At 73.5% G+C, this 21,622-nt stretch carries 15 protein-coding genes; 8 read left to right on the forward strand and 7 right to left on the reverse strand.

Going from position 1 to position 21,622, the window contains the following annotated elements:
• Positions 1-15 precede the first annotated feature (15 nt).
• Complete coding sequence (locus QRD43_RS03975) at positions 16-3,591, forward strand: AfsR/SARP family transcriptional regulator (protein WP_285981176.1); 3,576 nt, start codon at positions 16-18, stop codon at positions 3,589-3,591.
• A 10-nt stretch (positions 3,592-3,601) separates the two neighbouring features.
• Here QRD43_RS03975 and QRD43_RS03980 read toward each other — a convergent pair whose 3' ends face one another.
• Positions 3,602-4,528 carry a GNAT family N-acetyltransferase gene (locus QRD43_RS03980; protein WP_285981177.1) on the reverse strand — a complete coding sequence of 309 codons (927 nt, stop codon included), beginning with the start codon at positions 4,526-4,528 and terminating at the stop codon, positions 3,602-3,604.
• A 105-nt stretch (positions 4,529-4,633) separates the two neighbouring features.
• Between QRD43_RS03980 and pyrF the strand changes: the two genes are divergently transcribed.
• The 3 genes from pyrF (at position 4,634) to QRD43_RS03995 (ending at position 9,449) form a co-directional block, all read left to right on the forward strand.
• Complete coding sequence (gene pyrF, locus QRD43_RS03985; protein WP_285981178.1) at positions 4,634-5,473, forward strand: orotidine-5'-phosphate decarboxylase; 840 nt, start codon at positions 4,634-4,636, stop codon at positions 5,471-5,473.
• A gap of 175 nt (positions 5,474-5,648) precedes the next feature.
• Positions 5,649-8,936: a PAS domain-containing hybrid sensor histidine kinase/response regulator gene (locus QRD43_RS03990; RefSeq protein ID WP_285981179.1), complete on the forward strand. Its 3,288-nt coding sequence runs from the start codon at positions 5,649-5,651 to the stop codon at positions 8,934-8,936.
• A 90-nt stretch (positions 8,937-9,026) separates the two neighbouring features.
• Positions 9,027-9,449 (forward strand): hypothetical protein, encoded by a 423-nt coding sequence (locus QRD43_RS03995; protein ID WP_285981180.1) that lies wholly within the window; start codon positions 9,027-9,029, stop codon positions 9,447-9,449.
• 3 nt (positions 9,450-9,452) lie between these two features.
• Here the strand turns inward: QRD43_RS03995 and QRD43_RS04000 are convergent, their stop codons facing one another.
• Both QRD43_RS04000 and QRD43_RS04005 read right to left on the reverse strand, forming a co-directional pair.
• Entirely contained in the window at positions 9,453-10,982 is a 1,530-nt protein-coding gene (locus QRD43_RS04000; protein WP_285981181.1) for a hypothetical protein, read from the reverse strand.
• A 44-nt stretch (positions 10,983-11,026) separates the two neighbouring features.
• Positions 11,027-12,310: an SPFH domain-containing protein gene (locus QRD43_RS04005; protein ID WP_285981182.1), complete on the reverse strand. Its 1,284-nt coding sequence runs from the start codon at positions 12,308-12,310 to the stop codon at positions 11,027-11,029.
• A 166-nt stretch (positions 12,311-12,476) separates the two neighbouring features.
• Between QRD43_RS04005 and QRD43_RS04010 the strand changes: the two genes are divergently transcribed.
• The 4 genes from QRD43_RS04010 to QRD43_RS04025 all read left to right on the forward strand — a co-directional run bounded on the left by QRD43_RS04010 (position 12,477) and on the right by QRD43_RS04025 (position 16,867).
• On the forward strand, positions 12,477-13,172 hold the full coding sequence (locus tag QRD43_RS04010; protein ID WP_285981183.1) for a response regulator transcription factor: 696 nt from the start codon (positions 12,477-12,479) through the stop codon (positions 13,170-13,172).
• A gap of 7 nt (positions 13,173-13,179) precedes the next feature.
• Entirely contained in the window at positions 13,180-15,303 is a 2,124-nt protein-coding gene (locus QRD43_RS04015; RefSeq protein WP_285981184.1) for a sensor histidine kinase, read from the forward strand.
• Positions 15,304-15,386: 83 nt separating this feature from the next.
• The gene (gene ypfH / locus QRD43_RS04020; RefSeq protein WP_285981185.1) at positions 15,387-16,112 is read left to right on the forward strand and encodes an esterase; all 726 of its coding nucleotides are present in this window, start codon (positions 15,387-15,389) and stop codon (positions 16,110-16,112) included.
• A complete protein-coding gene (locus tag QRD43_RS04025) occupies positions 16,109-16,867 on the forward strand; it encodes a type 2 periplasmic-binding domain-containing protein (protein ID WP_285981186.1) in 759 nt (252 codons plus the stop codon). Before ypfH ends, QRD43_RS04025 begins: the two co-directional genes overlap by 4 nt.
• A 16-nt stretch (positions 16,868-16,883) precedes the next feature.
• Here QRD43_RS04025 and QRD43_RS04030 read toward each other — a convergent pair whose 3' ends face one another.
• From QRD43_RS04030 to QRD43_RS04045, 4 genes are all read right to left on the reverse strand, one after another.
• A complete protein-coding gene (locus QRD43_RS04030; RefSeq protein ID WP_285981187.1) occupies positions 16,884-17,762 on the reverse strand; it encodes a hypothetical protein in 879 nt (292 codons plus the stop codon).
• Between the two features lie 216 nt (positions 17,763-17,978).
• The gene (locus QRD43_RS04035) at positions 17,979-19,694 is read right to left on the reverse strand and encodes a M14 family metallopeptidase (protein WP_285981188.1); all 1,716 of its coding nucleotides are present in this window, start codon (positions 19,692-19,694) and stop codon (positions 17,979-17,981) included.
• A gap of 114 nt (positions 19,695-19,808) precedes the next feature.
• Positions 19,809-20,756: a hypothetical protein gene (locus tag QRD43_RS04040; RefSeq protein ID WP_285981189.1), complete on the reverse strand. Its 948-nt coding sequence runs from the start codon at positions 20,754-20,756 to the stop codon at positions 19,809-19,811.
• 45 nt (positions 20,757-20,801) lie between these two features.
• Entirely contained in the window at positions 20,802-21,545 is a 744-nt protein-coding gene (locus QRD43_RS04045; RefSeq protein ID WP_285981190.1) for a hypothetical protein, read from the reverse strand.
• Positions 21,546-21,622: the final 77 nt, after the last annotated feature.

Below are 21,622 nucleotides of genomic sequence, written 5' to 3' on the forward strand. Positions count from 1 at the left end.
TAGAGTGCCGCGCTGATGAACGCCGCCCCCGTGATGCTGACCCTGTACGGCCCCATGCGCCTGGACCTGCCGGAGGGAGCAGGCGCCCTGCGCTACGCCAAGGGGCGCGCCCTGCTGGCCTTCCTGGCGCTGCACCGGGACCAGTGGGTCGCTCGGCGCACGCTGGCGGCGATGCTGTGGCCCGCGCTGGAGGAGTCCCGCGCGCTGACGAACCTGCGCCAGGTGCTGTCGCCGCTGCAGCGGGTGCTCGGGCAGGACGGCGGGGCGCTGGGCCTGCGGGCGGAGCGGGACCGGCTGATGCTGCAGGCGCACCCGGGCCTCGTCATCGATGCCTGCCTGCTGACAGCGCCGGTGCCGGACCTCACCGACGAGGCGGTCCGGCAGCAGCTCCTGGCCCGCCTGCCGCAGGCCGGCCAGCCCTTCCTGGCCGACCTGTGCCTGCCCGAATGCCCCGACTTCGAGACCTGGCGCGCCGAGGCCGCGGCGAGCCTGCGGGACCGCCACCGCGGCCTGCTGCGCCAGCTGCACGACGCGCAGCGCGCGGCCGGGCAGCTGGAGGCGGCCGTGGGGTCGGCACGGCAGGCCCTGGCGCTGGACCCGCTGGATGAGGCGAGCGCCGCCCGCCTCATCCAGCTGCTGCTGCAGCTGGGGGACCGCCGCGGCGCCGAGCAGGTGCTCGCGCAGACGGACCAGCTGCTGGTGCGCGAGCTGGGGCATCGCGCCAGCCCGGAGCTGCGCCGCCTTGTGGACACGGAGCGCCCCGCGCCCGCCGGGACGGCGCCGGCCTCCGCGGTGGCCAGCCGCTGGGAGCGCCGCCACCTCGCGCTGCTGTGGATCCATCCCCCGCCGGGGCCCGACACCGACGAAGCCTGGCACGCGCTGGCGGCGCAGCTGGACGCCGTCCGCGCGCAGATGCAGCGCTGGGGCGCCCGCTGCCTGAGCGGTGCGGATGCCGGCCTGCTGGCGGTCTTCGGGCTGCGGGCGGAGGGCGAGGCCCCCGAGTGGCGTGCGCTGCTGGCCGCGCAGGACCTGCTGGGCCACTGGCCGGCGGACCCGGGCGCGCCGGTCGCAGGGGTGCCGGGGCTGGCGCTGGACTGCGGGGCGGAGCGCCTGCGCTTCCAGGCGAGCCACTGGCAGCTGATGAGCCGCCAACCCGAGGTCCTGCGCACGCTGGCCGGGCGGGCAGGGCCTGGCGAGCTGCTGCTCGGCGCCGGCGCGGTGGAGCGCCTGGCGGACCGCGTGCGCTGCGACGCGTCGGCGATCGACGGCCATCCCGGCGCCCGGCGCTGGCTGGGGCTGCGCGGGCTGGACCCGGCCGCGCTGCCCTCGCGCACCTGCCTGGGCCGCGAGCTGCCGCTGCAGGACCTGCGCCTGCACTGGCTCGCCGCCTGCCGCGGGCAGCCGGCCTGGGTCATCCTGCGGGGCGAGGCGGGCATCGGCAAGACCACCCTGGCCGCGAGCTTTGCGCGCTCACTGGAGGGCAGCTCGGCCCTGCGCCTGTCCTGGTCCTGTCGCCTCGAATGGCAGCACCAGCCGCTGGCGCCACTGCGCGAATGCCTGCAGCGCCTGCCGGCGACGGCGCAAGCCCTGCTGCCGGCCCGCCTGCAGCAGCTGCTGCAGGGTCAGGTCGTGCCCGGCCCGGCGCTGTTCGATGCCTGCTTCGCCTGGCTCGACCGCCTCTCCGCCCGCCAGCCCGTGCTGCTGTGGGTCGACGACCTGCACTGGGCCGACCTGGCCACGCGCGAGCTGCTGGCCCGCTACGCCGCCTGGATGGACCGGCAGCGCCTGCTCATCCTCGTCAGCAGCCGGCCGGAGGTGGTGCTCGAGTCCGCGGGTGCCGATCCCGTGTGCATGGACGTCCAGCCCCTGACGGCACCGGCCGCGCAGCAGCTGCTGCAGGCGCTCGATGCGCAGGGGCGCCTCAGCAGCGCCCGGCGCGCGTCCATCCTGGAGGCGGCGGCCGGCATTCCGCTGCTGATCGAGGCGATGGTGCAGGGCGAGCTGGAAGGCCGGCCGTCCGCGGGGGGCGGCATCGTCGCCCTCATGCAGGCGGAGCTGGACCGTCTCGGCATCAACAAGCCGGTGCTGCAGGCCGCCGCCCTGATCGGCCCGCGCTTCGACGCGGCGCTGCTGGCGGAACTGCTGGCCGAGACCCTGCCCGCCGCGGCGGTGGCGCAGGCGCTGCAGCGGGCGGCGGAGTGCCGGCTGGTGGTGCAGGAGGACGAGTCCCGGGCCCTGGGGGACGGGGTCTACCGCTTCCGCCACGCCCTGCTGCACGAGGCGGCGGCCCAGGGCGCCCTGCCGGCCCAGACCCGGCCCTGGCACGCACGCCTGGCCGAGCTGCGCGCCCGGCGGGGCGATGCCCCGGGGCTGCTGGCCCGCCATCTGGCGGGAGCCGGGCACCTGCAGGCGGCCTGCCAGGCGTGGTGGGAGGCCGGGCAGCAGGCCCTGCTACAGGAGTTCGCCGCCGATGCGCAGGCCTCGCTGGAGGAGGCGTCGCGCCTCGCGGTGGCCGACCCGGGCGGCGATGCCCGCGCGCGCTGGCGCCTGGATCTGGACCGCGTCCGCGCCCTGCAGATGCATGAGGGCTACGGCTCCGCCGAGGCGCACCGCCTGTGCCGGCAGCTGCTGGCCGCGGCACCCGACGAGGACGCCGCCGAGTCCGCACCGGCGCGCCTGCGCTTCGTGGCCCTGAGCCGGCTCTACATGGGTGCCGGCTCCCAGGGCGAGAGCGGCGGCCTGCGCGTCGCGCGCCAGCTGGAGCAGGAGGCGCTGACCGATGCCGAGCGCCTCACCGCCTGCTTCGCGCTGGGCAATTCGCTCTTCTGGCGCGGCCGCTTCGAGGAGGCCCGCCACTGCCAGCTGCAGGGCCTGGCACTGCTGCCCGGCCTCGACGCCGAGGCGCGCCGCCAGCACCTGGGCGATGACGCCGGCGTGCTGCTGCTGGCCTTTCACTGCTGGACCCTGTGGTTCTGCGGCGATGGCGCCGGGGCCGACGCCGCCGTGGAGCAGGGCCTGGCGCTGGCCCGCCAGGAAGGTCGCAACCACGGGCTGTGCTTCATGCTGACCTTCGCGGCGGCCATGAACTGGACGCGCGGCCGGCCGCACCCGGTGCTGCGCCATGCCGGCGAGGCGCTGGCGCTGGCCACGCGCCTGGGCTACCCGCTGTGGCAGGGCATGAACGGGCTCTTCCTGGCCTGGGCCCGTGTGCGCACCGGCCATGCGGAGGTGGCCGCCCAGGTGCTCCAGGCCGCCGAGCAGGCCGACCGGGCCTACAAGGCCGGCCGCAGCACGGCCCGCTGGATCCTGGCCAGCACGCTGGAGCTGCTCAAGCAGCACGAGCTGGCGCTCAAGCTGCTCCACCAGGCCTTGCCCGATGCCCTCGAGGACGAGGACCACTACTGCCGCCCCGGCCTGCTGATGCTGCTGTCCGACTGCGAGCGCCGCGCGGGCGACTGGAGCCGGGCGCAGGCGCTGGCCTCGGAGGCCTGTGCGCTGGCGCGCGAGCAGGGCGCGGTGGGGTGGCTCACGCGGCATGCGCCGGCCCTGGCGCAGGAGCTGGCCCGCGAGCGGCGGGCGAGCCCGGCCTGAAGGGCGGCGCTCAGGCGGGCGCGTCCTCCCACAGCACGGCCGCGATCTTCCAGCCCCGGGCCGTCTTCACGCAGGACAGCAGCTTGCGGCCGCGCCCCTCGAAGGCCTGGCCCTCGCGGAGGCCGGCCTTGGCGTAGTGCAGCCGGACCTGCGCCAGCCCGCCTTCCTGCTCGATGTGCAGGGCCTCGGCCTCTTCGTGGAACTCCCGCAGCGTGCCGTCGGCCAGCCACTGGGCGCGCGGCTCGATGAACTGGCGCGGGTCCATGCTCGTGAGGGTGTCGCCGCTGCGCAGCACGACGCGGGCGTCCGGTAGGAGCCAGTGCGGCAGCGCCGCGACGGTGGGGATGCGCCCGGCGCGGTTGTCGAAGGCGCCGAGGAAGCGCCGCACCAGGGCCTCGATCTGCTGCACGTCGGTGCCGGCCTCGCCCGGAGCCTTCCATTCGTAGACGCGGGAGAGCCCCTCGTGCGCCTCCGTCTGCTGCAGGCCCAGGTCCTGGAAGCCGATGTCCATCAGCACGCGGCCGGAGCTGTCGTTGTGCGGCGCGGTGGTGGCCAGCAGGTGGCGAAGGCCGAGTACCTCGTGGGCATAGCGCAGGGACGCGGCGGCGGCCTCGCGGGCGTAGCCCCGGCCCCAGTGGCGTTCGGCGAGGCCGTAGCCGAGGTCCGGCTCCGGCAGCCCGTCGCGATGGATCAGGCCGCACAGGCCGAGCGCTTCGCCGTCGGACTTGCGCTCCACGCACCAGAAGCCGTGCCCCTGCGTCCAGTAGCGGCTCAGCAGACGGTCCCGCATCCACTGGCGGGCCTGCTCGGGCGTGCTGACGCCCGGGTCGGCGATGTTGGCCTTCCACGAGGGCTCATTGATCAGGCCCAGGATGAAGGGCACGTCGCGGTCGTCGAACCAGCGCAGGCGCAGGCGTTCGGTCTCCAGAATCTGCATCGTCGGGGCTCCGGGGTGGGCAAGCGGGCGAGGGCGGCGGATGTCCGCCCAGAAGCGAGACAATACGGCACCTTCACCAGCCCAGCCCGCTCAGGGGTGCGATCCATGACCTTCCTCCAGCAACTCCACGCCGCCGAACGCCTCAACCAGTCGATGCTCTGCGTGGGGCTGGATCCGGAACCGGCCAAGTTCCCGGGCGCCTGGAAGGGCGACGCCGGTCGCATCTTCGACTTCTGCAGCGCCATCGTCGACGCCACCAAGGACCTGGTGAGCGCCTTCAAGCCCCAGATCGCCTACTTCGCCGCCCACCGTGCCGAGGACCAGCTGGAGCGCCTGATGGCCCACATCAAGCGCGTGGCGCCGCAGGTGCCGGTGATCCTGGACGCCAAGCGCGGGGACATCGGCTCCACCGCCGAGCAGTACGCCCGCGAGGCCTTCGTGCGCTACCAGGCGGATGCCGTGACGCTGTCGCCCTTCATGGGCTTCGACACGATCGAGCCCTTCCTGCGCTATGCCGACAAGGGCGTGATCGTGCTGTGCCGCACCTCCAATCCCGGCGGCAGCGACTGGCAGAACCAGCGCCTGGCCGACATCCCCGGCCAGCCGCGCCTGTACGAGCACCTCGCCCACCTGGCGCAGACCGAGTGGAACAAGACCGGCCAGCTGGGCCTCGTGGTGGGCGCGACCTTCCCCGAGGAGATCGCCCGGGTGCGCGAGATCGCCCCGACGCTGCCGCTGCTGATTCCCGGCGTGGGCGCCCAGGGCGGCGACGCCGTGGCCACGGTGCGCGCGGGCTGGCGCGGCACGGCCGAGGGCAGCACGGCGCCGATCATCGTGAACTCCTCCCGCGCCGTGCTGTATGCCAGCAGCGGCGAGGACTTCGCCGCCGCCGCCCGCCGCGTGGCGCTGGCGACACGCGAGCAGCTCAACGCCGCCCGCGGCTGAGCCCGCCGCAGGCCTGCGCCTGCGCATTCCTTCTCGCTCCCCCGGCGCGCGTGAGGCACGGGCCGCATTTGCCGGCCCGATCCGCTGGTCAGCCGGCTCGCCGTGACCGAGACTCACCCCCTGGCGTGACCCCGCGGTGGGGCCGGCGCCCCTGGAGCACGCCGGTCTAGTCAAAGTGAGCAAGGACGCCCTCGACGATCTCAGCAGCCTGGTCGGCCAGGAAATGTCGCTGGACGAGCGCCGCCTGGCCCTGGAGCGGGGCCTGCGCTGGCGCTCGGTGCGCATGCTGCTGGGCGCCTCCGCACTGATCGGCGGACTCGTCACGCTGCTGCTGGCCGCCACCGTCCGCGAGGGCGAGCCCTGCGCCGGCCTGCTGCCGCCGCTGCTGGCCGGCCTCGTGTGCCTGGTCGGCACGGGCTTCTACCTGCGCCTGCCGCGGGAGAAGGCCAAGCCGGGCGTCATGCTGCTGATGAGCCTGGTGATGACCATGGGCCTGGCGCTCGCGTGGTCGCGCGGCGCGGGCCTGGGCTCCCCCGGCCTGGGCGTGCTGGCGCTCATGGTCGCGCTCGGCACCGCGGTGACGGGCCTGACCGCCGGGCTCTGGCTCTTTGGTGTCGGGACCCTGTGCCTGCTGGCCATGGCCTGGCTGGAGGCGAACGGCCGGCTGCCCGCCGTGTCGCTGGGCTCCAGCGTCTCGGCCCAGCTCATCACGCAGCTCGTGCTGCTGAGCACCGGTCTCGTCGTGGGCATGGGCACGCTGCGCCTGGTGCGCCGCTCCATGCGCGAGGCCAGCGAGCGCAACGCCCGCTTCCGCCATCTGCTGTCCATGGCGGCCGACTGGTACTGGGAGATGGATCGCGACTTCCGCTTCACCCACATGGCCGAGAACATCCCCGGCCAGTCGGGCCTGGACCTGAACCAGCGCATCGGCAAGACGCCCTGGGAGGTCGACCAGGCCCAGGGGCTGGGCGACGAGGACATGGACGCCCACCGCGCCGATCTGGAAGCCCACCGCCCCTTCCGCGGCATGGTGGCGCGCCGCCGCGGCGAGGACGGGCTGCTGCGCTACGTCTCGGTCAGCGGCGAGCCGCGCTTCGATGCGGCGGGCAACTTCCGCGGCTACTGGGGCGTGGGCCGCGACGTGACCGACGAGGTCCAGGCCGAGCAGGCCATCGTGGCCACCGAGGCGCGCTACCGCGAGCTCTTCCGCCGCTCGCCCTCGCCGCTGGTGCTGCACCGCTGGGGCCGCGTGCTCGACGCCAACCCCGCGGCCATGGCCATGTTCGGCTACACGCAGCGCTCGAGCATGATCGGCCAGGACCTCTTCACCCACTACGAATCCGGCGAGGACGAGCGCGCCCGCGAGCGCGCCGCCAAGATCGAGTCCATGCCCGTGGGCGCCATCCTGCCCATGGCCGAATTCAAGCTGCGCACGCTCTCGCGCCGCCGCCGCCTCGTGCAGGTCACGAGCGTGCGGGTGGACGCCGCCAGCGGCCCGGCCACGCTGTCCTTCTTCATCGACCAGACCGAGGCCTCGCGCGCGCAGGAGGCGCTGCGCCGCTCCGAGGGGCTGCTGTCCCACCTGGTGGCCACGAGCCCGGACGTGATCACGCTGACCGAGATCGCCACCGGGCGCTATGCCATGGTCAACAAGACCTTCGAGGAGCTCTCCGGCTACAAGGCCGAGGAGGTGCTCGGGCGCACGGCCGACGAGCTGGGGGTCTGGCACCACCCCGAGGACCGCCAGCGCCTGGTCGACGGCGTGCAGCAGCACGGCCGCGTGAACGACATGCCGGCGGCCTTCAAGAGCAAGAGCGGCGAGCTGATCTCGATGGTGATGTCGGCCGCGCCCTTCCAGATGGACGGGCAGGCCTACCTCGTGATCAACGCGCGCGACGTGTCGGAGTCCGAGCGCACGCGGCTCATCCACGCGGCCATCCTCGAGAACGCCTCCATCGGCATCACGCTCACGCGCGACCAGCATTTCGTGCAGGTCAATCGCGCGGTGGAGGAGATGTTCGGCTGGCCCGACGGCAGCCTCATCGGGCAGCCCGGCCGCGTGGTGTGGGCCACCGACGAGGACTACCGCAGCGCCGGCCGCGAGATGGGCCCGCGCCTGGCCGCGGGCGAGCAGGTCGAGACGGAACGCATGATGGCCCGCAAGGACGGCAGCACCTTCCTGTGCCGCCTCCTGGCCCGCGCCGTGGACCCGGACCACCCGAGCCGCGGCGGCACCATCTGGATCCTGGAGGACGTCACCGAGAAGCGCCGCGTCGAGGCCGCGCTGGCCCAGGCCAAGGACGAGGCCCAGGCCGCGAGCCGCGCCAAGAGCGCCTTCCTCGCCAACACCAGCCACGAGATCCGCACGCCGCTCAACGGCGTGGTGGGCCTCGCGCGCCTGCTGCAGCAGCCGGACCTCGATGACGAGACCCGCCGCCACTACCTCGACCAGATGCTGGACAGTGCCGAGAGCCTCTCCGGCCTGATCGCCGACATCCTGGACCTCTCCAAGATCGAGGCCGGCCGCCTCACGCTGGAGTCCCAGCCCTTCGCGCTGCGCGACATGCTCGCCACCATGCGCATGGCCTACATCACGCTGGCCCAGGTCCGCGGCCTCGCCTTCCGTATCGACGTCGAGGAGGACGTGCCGGGCTGGGTGGTGGGGGACCCGGTGCGCACGCGCCAGATTCTCTCCAATTACCTGACCAACGCGCTGAAGTTCACCGAGAGCGGCTCGGTCTCGGTCCGCGTGGCGAAGGTCGACGACGAGCGCCTGCGCATCGAGGTCACCGACACCGGCCCCGGCATCACGCCCGAGGTGCAGGCCCGCCTCTTCCAGCCCTTCACGCAGGCGGACGAGTCCACCACGCGGCGCTACGGCGGCACCGGCCTCGGCCTGTCCATCTGCCGCGAGCTGGCCCACCTGATGGGCGGCGAGGTCGGCGTGCAGTCCGAGACCGGGCGTGGCTCCACCTTCTGGGCCGAGCTGCCGCTGGTGGCGGCGGCGAGCACGCTGTCGTCCCAGCCGCGCGAGGCCCGTGACAACGCCGACCTCGACGGCCTGCGCGTGCTGATGGTCGAGGACAACCCCGTCAACATGATGATCGCCGTGGCGCTGCTGGAGCAGTGGGGCCTGGAGGTCTCGCAGGCGAGCGACGGCCAGCAGGCCATCGAGGCCATTCACGCGGCGGCCAGCATGGGCAAGCCCTTCGACGTCGTGCTGATGGATGTGCAGATGCCCGTGATGAGCGGCCACGAGGCCACCCGGGAGATCCGTCGCCGCTTCCCCGCGGACCAGCTGCCCATCGTGGCCCTGACCGCCGCGGCGCTCGTCTCCGAGCGGGACGAGGCGCTGGAGGCCGGCATGAACGAGTTCCTCACCAAGCCCATCGACGCCAACCGCCTGCGCCAGGTGCTGGTGAAGCTGATCGGGCACAAGCCGAACGACCGGCAGCGGCGCTGAGGGGCCGACCCGGGGCGCTGCCACAATCCCGGCGCGGCAGCCCCGGCCTTGCGGGGCGCCGGTGTCCCGCCTCCCCTGTGTGCCTACCTCATGCTGAAGTCCCTGTTCCTCGGCCTCTGCGGCCTGTCGATGGCCGCGCCGTCCCTGGCCCACGCCTCCCCCGCCGCCTCCGCGCCAGCCGACGGCGCCAGCGCCGCCGCGCTCCCCTGGATCCACGTCGAGGCCCAGGCGCCGCTGCGCGTGCAGGTGCGCCTGCTGCCGATGGGGTTCAGCCAGGGACGCGACACGCCGGTCTACACCGGCTACCGGCCCCAGCTGCGCTTCCCCGACCATCCCGCGGGCACGACCTGCGCGCTGAGCATCCCGCCCGGCGTCGGCGGCGAGCTCAAGCCCGGCGAGACCGCCGAGGCCTCCGTCAGCTGCCTGGACGCCCTGAAGCTGCGCGACGACCGCCGGCAGTTCCAGATGTTCCAGGGCGGGCGCCTGGTGGGCGAGGGGCAGGTCTTGCCCTGACCCTCAGCGCAGGCTCAGGCTCCCCGTCTTCCACCCGGCGTCCGCCCAGCGTTGGAAGGGGCCCAGCTGCTGGGCCTCGCCGCTGCGGCGCTGCACCGCGAGCGTCGGCAGGTCCACGACCTCGAAGCTGCGGGCGCTGTAGCGGCCCTCGGCGCGGGACTCGCGCACCATCAGCAGCTGCTGGCCGCCGGGCACCCAGCCGGCGAACTCGGCATAGCCCAGGCCCGGATTGGCGGCGGCCGGGGGCAGGACGTCCAGGCGCCAGCCCTGCGGCGTGGCGCGCAGCACCCACAGCTCGCGCCAGGACTCGGTCGGCTGCACTGCCAGCACGGCGGCGTTGCCCTCGCGGTTGACGCTGAAGGAGGCCGTCTGGATCAGGCCGTAGCTGCAGTGGCGCAGCAGGGCCTCCTTCGCCTTGGCGGACTGCAGCAGCAGGCACTGGTCGCCGTCGGCCCCAGGCACCACGCGCAACTGCAACTCGTCGTTGCCCCGGCGCCAGCTCATCGGCGCGTTGCCGGCGGGCAGGGCCTGCCAGCGCACGGCGTTCACGCGCATGGCGGCGTCGTTGGCCAGCGGCTGGTCCTCATCGGCCAGTTCGGCGGCTTGCAGGCGCGCGAGGGCCTGCAGGGCGCGCGCACTCGCGGCCTGTGAGGGCGTGGCGGCCGCCGCATCGGGCTGGCGGGCCAGCGCGTAGGCGAGGCTGCTCCAGACGCCGGCCTGCCGCATCGCCAGGCGGTTGCGCCAGATCGGCGCCAGGCCGGGGGCCTGCACGCGCCCCAGGATGTCGGCCCGCCACAGGTCCCGCTGCAGCTTCTGCGCAGGCGTGGCGGCGGGGTTCTGACAGTCGCCCCGCGTCAGGGCCAGGGCGGCGCGCACCTGCTGCTCGGGCGTGCTGGCGGGCAGGGCCAGCACGCGGCGGAAGACCTCGCCCTCGTAGCAGATCTGCAGGCTGCCGGCCTCCCGCTCGAAGCTCTGGAACTTCAGGCCGTAGCGCGCCGCCACGTCCAGCTGCGCGGCGAGCTGCGTGTCCGTCGAGGTTTGCGGGGTGTCGAGCCGGGCGGCATTGCTGCGCGAGGCGCGGTCGGCCAGCCGTTCGGCCAGCGTGCCCAGCGCGTCGAGCGCCTCGACGCCACCGGGGCCCGCCATCTGCTCGGCGCGGGCCTGCTGCACATAGGCCGCGGCGAGGCCCAGGCCCAGGGACTCCGCCCCCGGCTGCAGGCGCACCAGGCGCAGGGCGGCCAGCAGCGCGGCGGGCTCGGCGGCCGGGCCGTCCAGGGGCAAGACCTGACCCTTGCGGACGAAGCCACCGCGCTCGCGGCGGTAGTCGTAGACTTGGTAGTAGTCGAGCCGCTCGCCGCGGATCTCCACCGCCTCGCCGCGCCACAGGGCGGCCTGCGAGGGGGCGGCGTCGCGGGCGGCGGCGCGCAGGGCGGCCTGGTCCTGCAGCACCAGGGCCGTGGCGGCGTGGGCGTGCGGGGGCTGCAGCAGGGCGGCGGCGGCGGCCAGGGCGGCGGTGGTGAGCGTCGTTCGCATGATCGATCGTTCCTGTGTGGGGGGTGTTCAGTCGCTGGGCCGGCTCATTCGCCGCCTTCGGTCTGAGCGTCCTCGCGCTTCACGCGGGCCCGCGTCTCGGCCTTGCCGCCGAGCAGGGTCTTGCCGATGAAGCCGCCATCGGCCGGGGGCGGGGCGATGATGACCTGCACCTTGTCCGAGAGCTTGTCGGCCATGGCCTTCTGGATCAGCAGCGGGTGCTGGCTCAGGAGCGCGCCCTCGGCGGACATCTGCTCCAGGCTCACCTTGCCCAGGCGGCCCTGGCGGTAGGCCTCGGCGTCGGCCAGCTTCTCGCGGGCCTTGGCTTCCCCTTCGGCCTCGATGCCGCGCGCCTGCGCCGAGCCCTCGGCCATGCGCACGCGGGCCACGCGCTCGGCCTCGGCCTCCAGCTGCCGCTGCTCGACCTGGCGCTGCTTGAAGGGCAGCACGTGCTTCATCGCCTCCTCCTGGGCCTTGGCGGCGATGACCTGCTCGCGGCCGGCGGCCTCGGCGGCGGTCTCGCGGCGGATCTTGTCGGCGGCGGCCTCCAGCTCGGTCTGCTTGACCTTCTTCTCCTGCTGCTCGAGCGTGTAGCGCATCTTCTCGGTGGCCAGGCCTTCGGCCAGCAGGTTCTCCAGGCCGGCACGGTATTCCTGCGGCAGGTCCACATTGCCGATCTGCACGCTGTGCAGCACGATGCCGTCGGCGGCCAGCTTCTTGCGCAGCTCGGTTTCCAGAGCCTGCTGGATCTCGGCGCGCTGGCTGGAGAAGATCTCGCGCACCGTGTGGCTGGCGATCTGGCGGTAGATCACGCCCTGCAGCACGGGGTCGATCAGCTCGCGCTCGATGTGGTCGGGCAGGCTGCGGGCCAGCTGCGGCAGGCGGGTCTGGTCGACGCCCCAGCGCAGGGTCAGCGCCATTCCGAGGGAGAGGCCTTCCACCGACTGCAGCGGTGCCGGGCCGTCGGCGCGGGCGAAGGCGGTGGGCTGGTAGCTGCGGTCCTGCTGGGGCAGGGTGCGGATCTCGTGGAGGCCGGGCAGGCGAAACAGGCTGCCGTCGCGGGCCTGGGTCACGCCGCCGGTGAGCGTGTTGGTGCGCAGCGCGACCTCGCCGCGAGGCACGGGATAGAAGGGCGGGTGCAGCGCCAGGGCCGTCACGGCGGCGATGCTCACGCCCAGGGCCAGCAGCAGCGGGGCATGGCGCAGCAGGCGGGCGCCCAGGGCGGGCTTCGCGCCTTCATGGGCGGCGGCGGCCTCGTAGTCCTCGACGAAACGGGTGTTCAGCGCGTCGTCGTCGGCGCGGTGGTCGGTGCCGGGGGTGTGCTCGTTCATGGTGCAGCTCCTGGTGCGGATCAGGGTCGGGGCCCTGTGTGGATCGATGTCTGCAGTGTTCGGCGACGGGGGCGGAGGGCGCCAGGGCGGCGGCGGGGCAGTGTGCTCACGGCGCGGAAGAAAGCTTCACAGGGGGCGCCGCCGGGCCCTGCCGATAATCGGGCGCATGAACAAAGTCGCCGTCATCGAGGACGACCGCCCGACCAGCGAGCAGCTGGCCGGCTGGATCCGCGCCGCCCGCCCCGAGCTGCAGGTGGACCAGTGGTTCGACCGCGACAGCGCCGAGGCCGCGCTGGCCCGCGAGTCCTACGCCATGGTGGTGCTGGACATCGAGCTGGGCCGCGAGCGCCATGCCGGCGTCGCCCTCATCAACGCGATCAACAAGCTGCACCAGGGCACGCCGGTGCTGGTGGTCTCGGCCATGCCGGCGGCCATCTACCGCGGCATCATGAAGGCGCTCGATGCCTGGGACTACCTGCAGAAGACGAGCTTCGACGAGGCCGAGTTCACCGAGACCTTCCTCGACATCCTGCGCGCCGCCCGCGCCCGCGCGCCGAGCCCCGTGCCGGACACCGCCACGGCTCTGCAGCTGGACCCGCTGTGGCAGCGCAGCCCGCTCTGGAAGGGGCAGCGCATCAACCTGCCGCTCACCGCGCAGCGCATCCTGGCCACGCTGCACCAGCGTGCGCCGGAGGTCGTGAGCTACGAGGATCTGTTCGATGTGGTGAAGAGCGGCCGCACGCGGGACAACGTCCGCAAGCACGTCTCCACGCTGCGCGAGGCGCTGCGCGAGGTCGACCCGGCCTTCGACGCGATCGAGAACGTGCCCATGCGCGGCTTCCGCTGGGCGGGCCCGCGGTGAGCGGCCGATGAAGCTCGGCCCGGTCGAACTCCCGGCCCTGCCCGTGCCGCGCCTGGGCCTCGCGGCCTTCCGCCGCCGCCTGGTGGTGCACCTGGCCTTCGCGCTGCTGGTGGCCGCCACGCTGGGCCTCGCGCTCACGGTGCTGCAGGACCAGAAGCAGCGCAGCTACCAGCGCTACGAGCAGGGCTTCCGGCAGTCGCTGGCCGAGATCACGCTGCAGCTGCGCCATCCGGCGGGCCAGCTGGCACTGCTCAACCCGGGCCTCGGGCCGGGCGACGGGCAAGGCCTGGCCCCCGTGCTGCTGCCCTTCTCGGCCATCGACTTCGACGACCAGTACAAGGCCCTGCGCGCGGTGGAAATGGCCGGCTGCGGCCTGCGCTGGCCCGGCGGCGCGAGCCTGTGCGCGGCGGTGGGCAGCAATGCCTACGCGGGCGGCTTCGTCTATCTCGTGGGCAGCCTGGATGCCGGGCCGCTGCAGTCCCGCCAGATCGGCCAGGGGGCGCTCGCCGGCGTGCACCGCCTGCGGGTGAGCCTGGACTACCGCGGCCAGCACACGGTCTGGACGGCGCCCTACGAGGCGGCGCGCGCCGACGAGGGCCCGGCCCAGCAGCGGGGCCGCCTCACCGGCTTCCTGGCCGACACCGACTCGCTCGAGCGCCAGGCCCGCCCGCAGCGGGAGTTCCGCGGCTGGCTGTGGCGCGAGGGGCCCTGCGCGAAGGAGGGCGACGCCGAGGGGCCCTGCGCGCGGCGCACGGTGTTCTCCGTCCGCCTGCCGGTGGAGGCCTTCAAGACGGCGCTGTTCGAGCGCGGCGCCCAGGCCTGGCCGCCCCATGACCTCGAGCAGCTGCGGCTGCGCGTGCAATTGCTCGGCCCGGCCGACGAGGCCGGCGCCACGCCGCGGCTCTTCGACAGCACCCGGGCCGGCGCCGCCGTGGCGCTGTCCCTCGACCGCCTGGGGGCGGGCCTGCAGGCCGGGGAGACGCTGCAGATCGAGCGCCTGGGCGAGCGCGCGCAGGTCATCGCCGAGCGGCGCGGGGCCGAGATCGGCGATGCGCCGCTGCCCTGGCTGAGCCGCCTCATCCGGCGCCTGCCCGTCGACGTGCCGGTGGGCGACGCGCGCCTGCGCCTGCAGGCCCAGGACGAGGTGATCACCGCCGCCGGGCGCTACCGCCTCACGCTGCAGGGCGACCTGCGCAGCCTCGACCGCCAGCTCGCCCGCGAGGCGCGCAGCCTGCTGTGGCTGGTGGCGGCCATGCTCGCGGCCATCGCCTTCGCGTGGCTGCTGGTGGAGCTGGGCCTGATCCGGCGCATCACCGTGCTCACCCGGCGCGCGGCGGCGGTGTCCTACAACATGCAGGACCCGCGGGCGGAGCAGCGCATCGGCGAGCTGGACGTGGCGGACCTCAAGGGGCGCGACGAGCTGGGCATCCTGGCCGGCACGCTGCAGGCGCTGCTGGAGCGCGTGAAGGACGGCCTGCGCCGCGAGCAGCTGCGGGCCGAGCGCGAGCGCGAGATGTGGCATGCGGTGGGGCACGAGATCATGTCGCCGCTGCAGTCCCTGATGGTGTTGCATGGCGGCGCGGACGACCCCAGCCACCGCTACGTGCAGCGCATGCAGCAGGCCGTGCGGGTGCTCTACGGCACGGCGTCCCCCAGCGAGGCGCTGGAGGCCGCGGACCTGCAGCTGGAGACGCTGGACCTCGCGCAGTTCTGCCGCGAGGTGGTGGCCAACGCGCCGCATGCGGGCATCGACGGGGTCGTGCTGGCGGGCGAGGCCGAGGCACCGCTGCCGGTGCGCGGCGAGGCCTACGCGCTGGAGGACGTGGTGACGCACGTGCTGCGCAATGCCCAGCGCTACCGCGAGGCGGGCACGCCCATCACGCTCACGCTGGCGACCGAGGACGGCTTCGCGCGGCTGGGCATCCACAACCGCGGGCCGGCCATCGCGCCGGACAGGCTCACGCGCATCTTCGAGTACGGCGTCTCCGACCTGCCGCCCGATGCCGGTCCCGAACGCCGGGGCCAGGGCCTGTTCGTGGCCCGCAGCTACCTGGCCAAGATGGACGGCCAGATCGAGGCCCGCAACGAGGACGGCGGCGTGCGCTTCTGGCTGCGCCTGCGCCGGGCCTGAGGCAGGGTCTCAGGTCGCGCCTGTCATGGGGCGATTCATTCGGGGGACTTGCGGCCCAGGCCCCGCCGCGCACAATGCGGGGCATGAGTGATACCGCCCCCCACCGTTCCCACGCCCTGGCCCTGCTGCCTGACAAGGGCGTGCCCAATCTGCTGTTCCTGCTCTTCCACGGCGCCGGGGCGGACGCCACGCAGATGCGGCCGCTGGCCCACGCGCTGCGCGGCCAGTACCCGCAGGCGGCCGTGCTGGCCCTGACCGGTCCGCAGCCCTATGACCTCGTGCCGGGCGGTGGCAGCGGGCTGCAGTGGTACTCGCTGGAAGGGGCCGATGACGAGAACCACGCCCGCCGCGTGGCCGAGGCCCTGCCGGACTTCATCGCCCTGGTGCGGGCCTGGACCGAGCACTTCGAGCTGCCCTGGCAGCAGGTGGCGCTCGGCGGCTTCTCGCAAGGGGCCGTGATGGCGCTGGAGGCGGTGCAGGCCGAGCTGCAGCTGGCGGGCCGCGTGATGGCCTTCGGCGGCGCCTACGCCACGCTGCCCGAGCATGCGCCGCAGGAGGTCACCGTGCACCTGCTGCACGGCCAGCAGGACGGCGTGCTGCCCTACCAGGACCAGGTCCAGGCCGCCAAGCGCCTGGTGGCGCTCGGAGCCGACGTGACGGCTGACGTGCTGCCCGAGATCGGCCACGAGCTGCATCCCGAGCTCATTGAGCGAGCCCTGCAGCAGCTGCGCACCTTCGTGCCGGCGCGCATCTGGCGGGCCGCCCTGCAGGCCGCCGAGGAGCAGGGGCTCCAGGCGCCCCCGCAATGAGCGTCGCGCGGCGCCTGGTCCTGGCGGCCGCGCTGCTGGCCGGCGCGGGCCTGAGTGCCGCCCAGCCCGCGGCGTCCGCCGCCGCGAGCGGCGACGCGCTGCCGCCCGTCGACGTGCTCTTCCAGGACCGCCCGCCCTACTACGCCCCCCAGCCCGGCAAGCAGCCGCCGGAGGGGCTGGTGATCGAGCCGCTGCGGCGCGGGCTGGAGCACAGCCGGGTGCCGCACCGCTGGGTGCTGACGCCCGCCGTGCGCCAGTTGCTGATGGTGGAGAGCGGCCAGCATCTGGCCTGCGCCGTCGGCTGGTTCCGCAACCCGGCGCGTGAGGCCAAGGGCCAGTTCAGTGCGCCGCTCTACCGCGGTCAGCCCCTGGCCATGCTCGCTCGCCGCGATGCGCCCCTGCGCGAGGGCATGAGCCTGCGCGAGGCCATGGAATCCCCGGCCCGCCTGCTGGTGAAGCAGGGCTATTCCTATGGCCCGGAGCTCGACGCGCTGATCGCCATGCGCACCGGCGAGCTGGCCCGTGGCACCGGCGAGGTCACCCAGCTCCTGCGCATGCTGCAGGCCGGCCATGCCGACTGGATGCCGGCTTCCCCCGAGGAGGTGCAGGTCCAGCTGCAGCGGGACGGCCAGCGGGCACAGACCCTGCACCTGCTGCACTTCAGCGACGCCCCGCCGCCGCAGGCCCGGCACCTCTACTGCAACAAGGCCGTGCCGGCGGCCTGGCTCGAGCGGCTGAACGCGGCGCTGCGCTGAGCGCGGCCGACCGGGCTCAGTGCGGGGCCTGCTGCTTGCGGCGCAGCTGCGCTTCCACGAGGGCCTGCACGCGCGGCGATGCGCTCATCGGAGGCTCCGAACCGAGCAAGCCCTGCAGCATCTGCCCGAAGCCCTGCTGGCGCTGCGGGTCCTTCGCGGCGGTCTGCCGCCAGGCTTCGCGGTAGAGGGCGGCGTCCTCCTCACCCAGGCCCCAGCGTGCGGGCGTCGCGGCCAAGGACATCAGGGCCAGCGCGTCGCCGGCCTCGGCATCGCGCTTCAGGGCCTCCACGATCACCGCGGGCACCGGCTCCTGCAGCGTCAGGTCGGCGGCATAGCTGGCGGCCGCGCCCAGGGCGCCGTTCTGCGCCGCCTTCAGGAGCAAGGGGCGCTTCAGCGCGCTGACGGCGGGGGTCACTGTCTGGCAGCGGCGCTGCTCCGTCTGCACCCAGTCGATGGTCTTGAGCCAGCCTGCCGCGCGTCGGGGGTCCTGGTCGGCGTCGCGGGCGGCGAACACGCCCTTCACGTGGCGATCGATGTCCCGGCAGCGCGAGATGTCCTGCGCGGCCTGGAACGCGTCGGTGGCGCTGCCTTGGTCCAGCGCGTGCTGGATCCGCGGGGCATAGCCCTCGGCGCCGATCTCGGGCGTCGAGGAGGCCGCTGGCGGTGCCATCGGTGTCGCGTCGCGGCGCTCGACCTGCGGGACAGGGGCAGGGGCTGGGACGGCAGGCGGCTTCGCGGGGGCTTCTGGCGCCTGAGGCATGGGCGCGATCGGGGCCGGTGTGCGGTCGAGAAGGCGCGGACCGGCGATGCCGACGAGCAGCACCAGGCCCGCGATGCCCAGGACGCCGGTCAGGCGTCGCGAATGTCGGACAAGGGCGTGTCGAACGCGTTCCATGAGCCGGCCTGGGTGGTGGACATTGCAGGGACCGACAGGGCCGAGCGCAGCCATGTCGCGGTGATCTCTCCATGGCGCTGGATCACGGAGGCCGCGGATTCTAGGAGGGTGCTTCGCCTGCGTTCAGCCGGTTGGCCTGGCACTTCTGACAGGTCTTGTGCGCTGTGCGGCGCCGGCCGGGCCGCCCGGCCGGATGGCAGCCCGCCCCAGGCCCGCTCAGTCCAGCGTCACCTCGGTCCGCACCACGCCCGCGCGCTCCGTGCGGGCCGACAGCGAGAGCCGCGTGCCATGCGGCGCGCGGACGATCCATTCCGCGACGGCGCGGTCGCCGGTGATCTCGTCGGTCGGCAGGAAGCTCAGCTGCGTCGCCTGCGGGGCGTGGCCGGCCAGGTGCGGGCCTTCCATGCGCGACTTGCCGGTGACGAGGCTGCCGCTGCCGTCGGCCGGCAGCTCGATCTCGAACATCACGCCGCGCACCACCTCGCGCTCCTTGGCGCGGGCGGTCACGGCGGCGCTCAGGTAGCCCGTGTTGGCGACGGCCAGGCGCACGCGCCAGGTGTCGGCGCCCAGGGCACGTACCTCGGCTCGCAACAGTTCCAGCCGCGGCAGCGACAGGCCGATCTGCGTGAGCCACGCCGGGAAGCGCGCGGCCTCGCGCTCGCGCAGCGCGGGCGGCGGGTTGCGCCAGTAGTTCATCTTGTCCCAGCCGCCGATCTCTACGGCGCCCAGCTGCGGGTGCTGGAAGGGCGTCCAGTCGACATGGGCCTGGCCGCCGCAGTGCTCGTCGCTCCACTGGAGCAGCTTGAGGTCATCCTCCACCGGGTGCTCGCGGAACCAGTCGATCCACTTGTAGCCGCTGATACCGGCCTCCTGGTTCGGGTTCCACAGCTCCACCACCCAGAAGAGCGCGCCGAGGTGCTCGTAGAGCCATTCCTGCGTGCCGCTGATGCTGTCCTTGGGGTGGTACTTGAAGTCGTGCCAGATGCTCACGGCCGGATAGCCGGTGTGCTTCTCGCCGAGCGCCGAGAACTGCTTGATGAGCCAGAGGTCCTCGGGCGCCATGTCGTCGTCGCTGCAGCTGCCCATGGGGCGCAGGATCACGCCGCTGTAGGTGTGGAAGCTGATGGCCGCGCCGATGTTGGGGTGCTTCACGATGAAGTCCACCATCGCCCGCACCTCGGGCTCGCTGGCCGGGTAGGGGCCGGCGCCGCCCTGCTCGTGCTCCTGCCGCCAGCCGCCGGGGAAGTTGCGGTTGAGGTCCAGCCCTTCGACGTCGCCGTTGACCTTGATCTGCAGGCCGTCGTAGTGCTGGATGAAGCCCTCGGGCATGAGGCGGTAGTACTCGCCGCCGAACTCGCCGGGCTCGCGCGCCACCATCAGGCGCGGGTCGTCGGGGTGCTTCTTGTAGCCGCCGTGCGGGTCGGGCACGCGCATGGTCAGGATGCGGCCGTCGCCGTCGACGTCCTCCATCGTGAGGCCATCCACCGGGTCCTCGTCATGCGGGTAGCGGCGCGTGGAGGAGCGGATGTGGCGCGGCCGGTCCGCCAGCGCCAGCTCGGCACCGTCGGGGTTCAGGCGGGGCACGAGGTAGACCACGCGGCTGTCCAGCAGCGCGCTCACGCGCCGTCCCTCCTCGCTGTCCTGGCCGTGCTGGCTCAGCAGCTGATGCAGGTAGTAGACGCAGGTCGTCGAGGCCGTCAGCTCCGCGGCGTGGATGTTGCCGTCCAGCCAGAGCGCGGGCTTGTCGGTGTCGGGGCCCGTGGCCGCGTTCGTGACGGCCAGCAGCCAGATCTCGCGGCCCTCGTGGCTCTGCCCGATCGAGCGCATCGAGACGAGCTGCGGGCGCGCCGCGGCATAGGCCTGCAGCAGTTCGGTGAGGGGCTGGTAGCGGAGGAACTGACTGAAGTCCGGGATCGGGAGGGCGGCGGCCATGGCATGCGTCTTGTGGAGGCAGGGCGTCATGCTACGGGGCCGCCGGGGCCCGAGGGGTGGGGGCGAACCCGGGCGAGCACTCGGGAAGTTGGGGCGGTGGAGCGTCGCCGCCCGCTAGGGACGCGAGTCCCAGGGCGCGAGGAAGGGCTCCACCCACCCGGCCTGCATCGCCGCGAAAAGGCGGGGCGCCAGCGCGCGGGCCCGGGCCAGGGTCTCGGGCGAGGGGCGGGTGTCCGCGCCCAGCGCGTGCAGGGCGATCTCCTGCTCGGTGCAGTAACCGTCCTGGAGGCACTGGGCGGCCTGGTCCAGCGCGACCGCCAGCCGCCCCTCGGGGCGCGGGTCCATCCCCATGGCGAAGTGCACGGCCAGCGCAAAGGTCTCCGGCGAGGTGCCGCCCCAGGGCAGACCGTCGAAGAAGGCGATGGGCGTGCTTCTCGCCCCCGTCAGGATCGTCATGCCGGCGCCATGAAAGTCCTGTGCGCTCAGGTACATCTGCAGTTCCGCCGCGAAGCCGGACGGGCTGGCCTTGGGCACGAAGCGGATCTCGTGGCGGTTCATGACCTGTGGGTCGCGCACCAGGGCGCTGCACTGCCGCTGGACTGTTTCCAGCGCGTTCTGTCGCTGTTGGCTCACCTCAGGCGTTTCATCGGGCAACGGGCGCAGCGGGCCGGTCAGCGCGGTCAGCGCGGCCATCGTGTCCTCGGCAGGGCCGCTCAGCTCCCGGTAGAGCACGCCGTAGCCGGCCATGCAGAGGGTTCGCAGCCGCCGGGCGGTGGCCAGCGCCTGCGGGGTCTGCCGGGTGAGGCCGTCGAGGACGAGGGTGTAGGCGGTGGGCAGGCTGTGCCCGGAGGCGGCTGCGCTGGCGCGCGAGGGGGGGTCCTGCCGACGGGGTGCCGTCGAGGACTGCGGCCGATCGGCGGTCCGCGCCGGCGAAGCGGGAGGGGCCTTGTGTGACGCTTGCGCCACCGGCGGCACATCCGGCGCCCAGGCCCTCCAGCAGCCCAGGATCAGCAGCAGTGCCAGTAGCGCGGCGGTCGTGAGCAGGGGATGAAGACGTCGCATGTCAGCAGGCTCCGAGGTGCCGACGGATGAAGCGCGCGGGCAGGCTCATTTCAGCTCACCCAGCAACTGCGCGACGGCTCGCTCAATCTGCGCCCAGCGGGTGCGGGAGACCCAGAAGAAGCTGGGACTGCCATTGGGATCCACCGGGCTTCGGTTGAAGACCTTCTTCTCGGGAAAGTCTCGCCAATCATCGACGCACAGGTCGAGTGCATGGCAAGCGTAGTCCAGCTGCGCCTCCTCCACGCAGGTGCCCAGGCGGCGACAGGACCAGATCGCGACGATCCTGGATACCGCGAACTGGTCCCGCAGATGGCTCACGCCGGCGAGGTCGAGATGCTCGTCCAGACCCAGCCGGTCGGCGGGCTCGGGGGTCAGGGGCGGCAGGAGGCCGCGCGCCTCCAGGAAATCGGCGGTGATGTAGCCCGGCAGCACCTGCGCAGCGAAGTCCGCGGAGCCCGTCGAACGCACATAGTCGACCAGTCCGGCCACGTCATTGCGCTGCTGGGCCTCGTAGGCCATTCGTGGGGGCGAGTCAGGACGCCAGGTTTGGGCGACATAGGCGAGTTGCCCGCGATCGCCTCGCTGCCCGCAGAGTGCTTCGAGCTGGCGGATCGATTGCTTCATCTGCTCGGAGGCTGTCGGGGCGACGTGAGCCACCATGGCCTGTGTCACCCCTTGGTCGAGGCAGCGGCGCAGCTGCACCTGGGCGGCGAAGAAGTCCTCAGGCGCCCGCGTGAGGGCGGCACGGTGGATCAGCAGCGATGGCGGCACATCCCGAAGGCGCCTCATGGTCTCGCTCCACCGGGCCCAGGAGGCCGAGGTGCCCACTGGACCTGGCGAGGCGGCGGAGGCTGCCGGCAGCGCGG

Origin of the sequence: Roseateles subflavus (assembly GCF_030285365.1) — a bacterium.
Classification (GTDB): Bacteria; Pseudomonadota; Gammaproteobacteria; order Burkholderiales; family Burkholderiaceae_C; genus Roseateles_B; species Roseateles_B subflavus.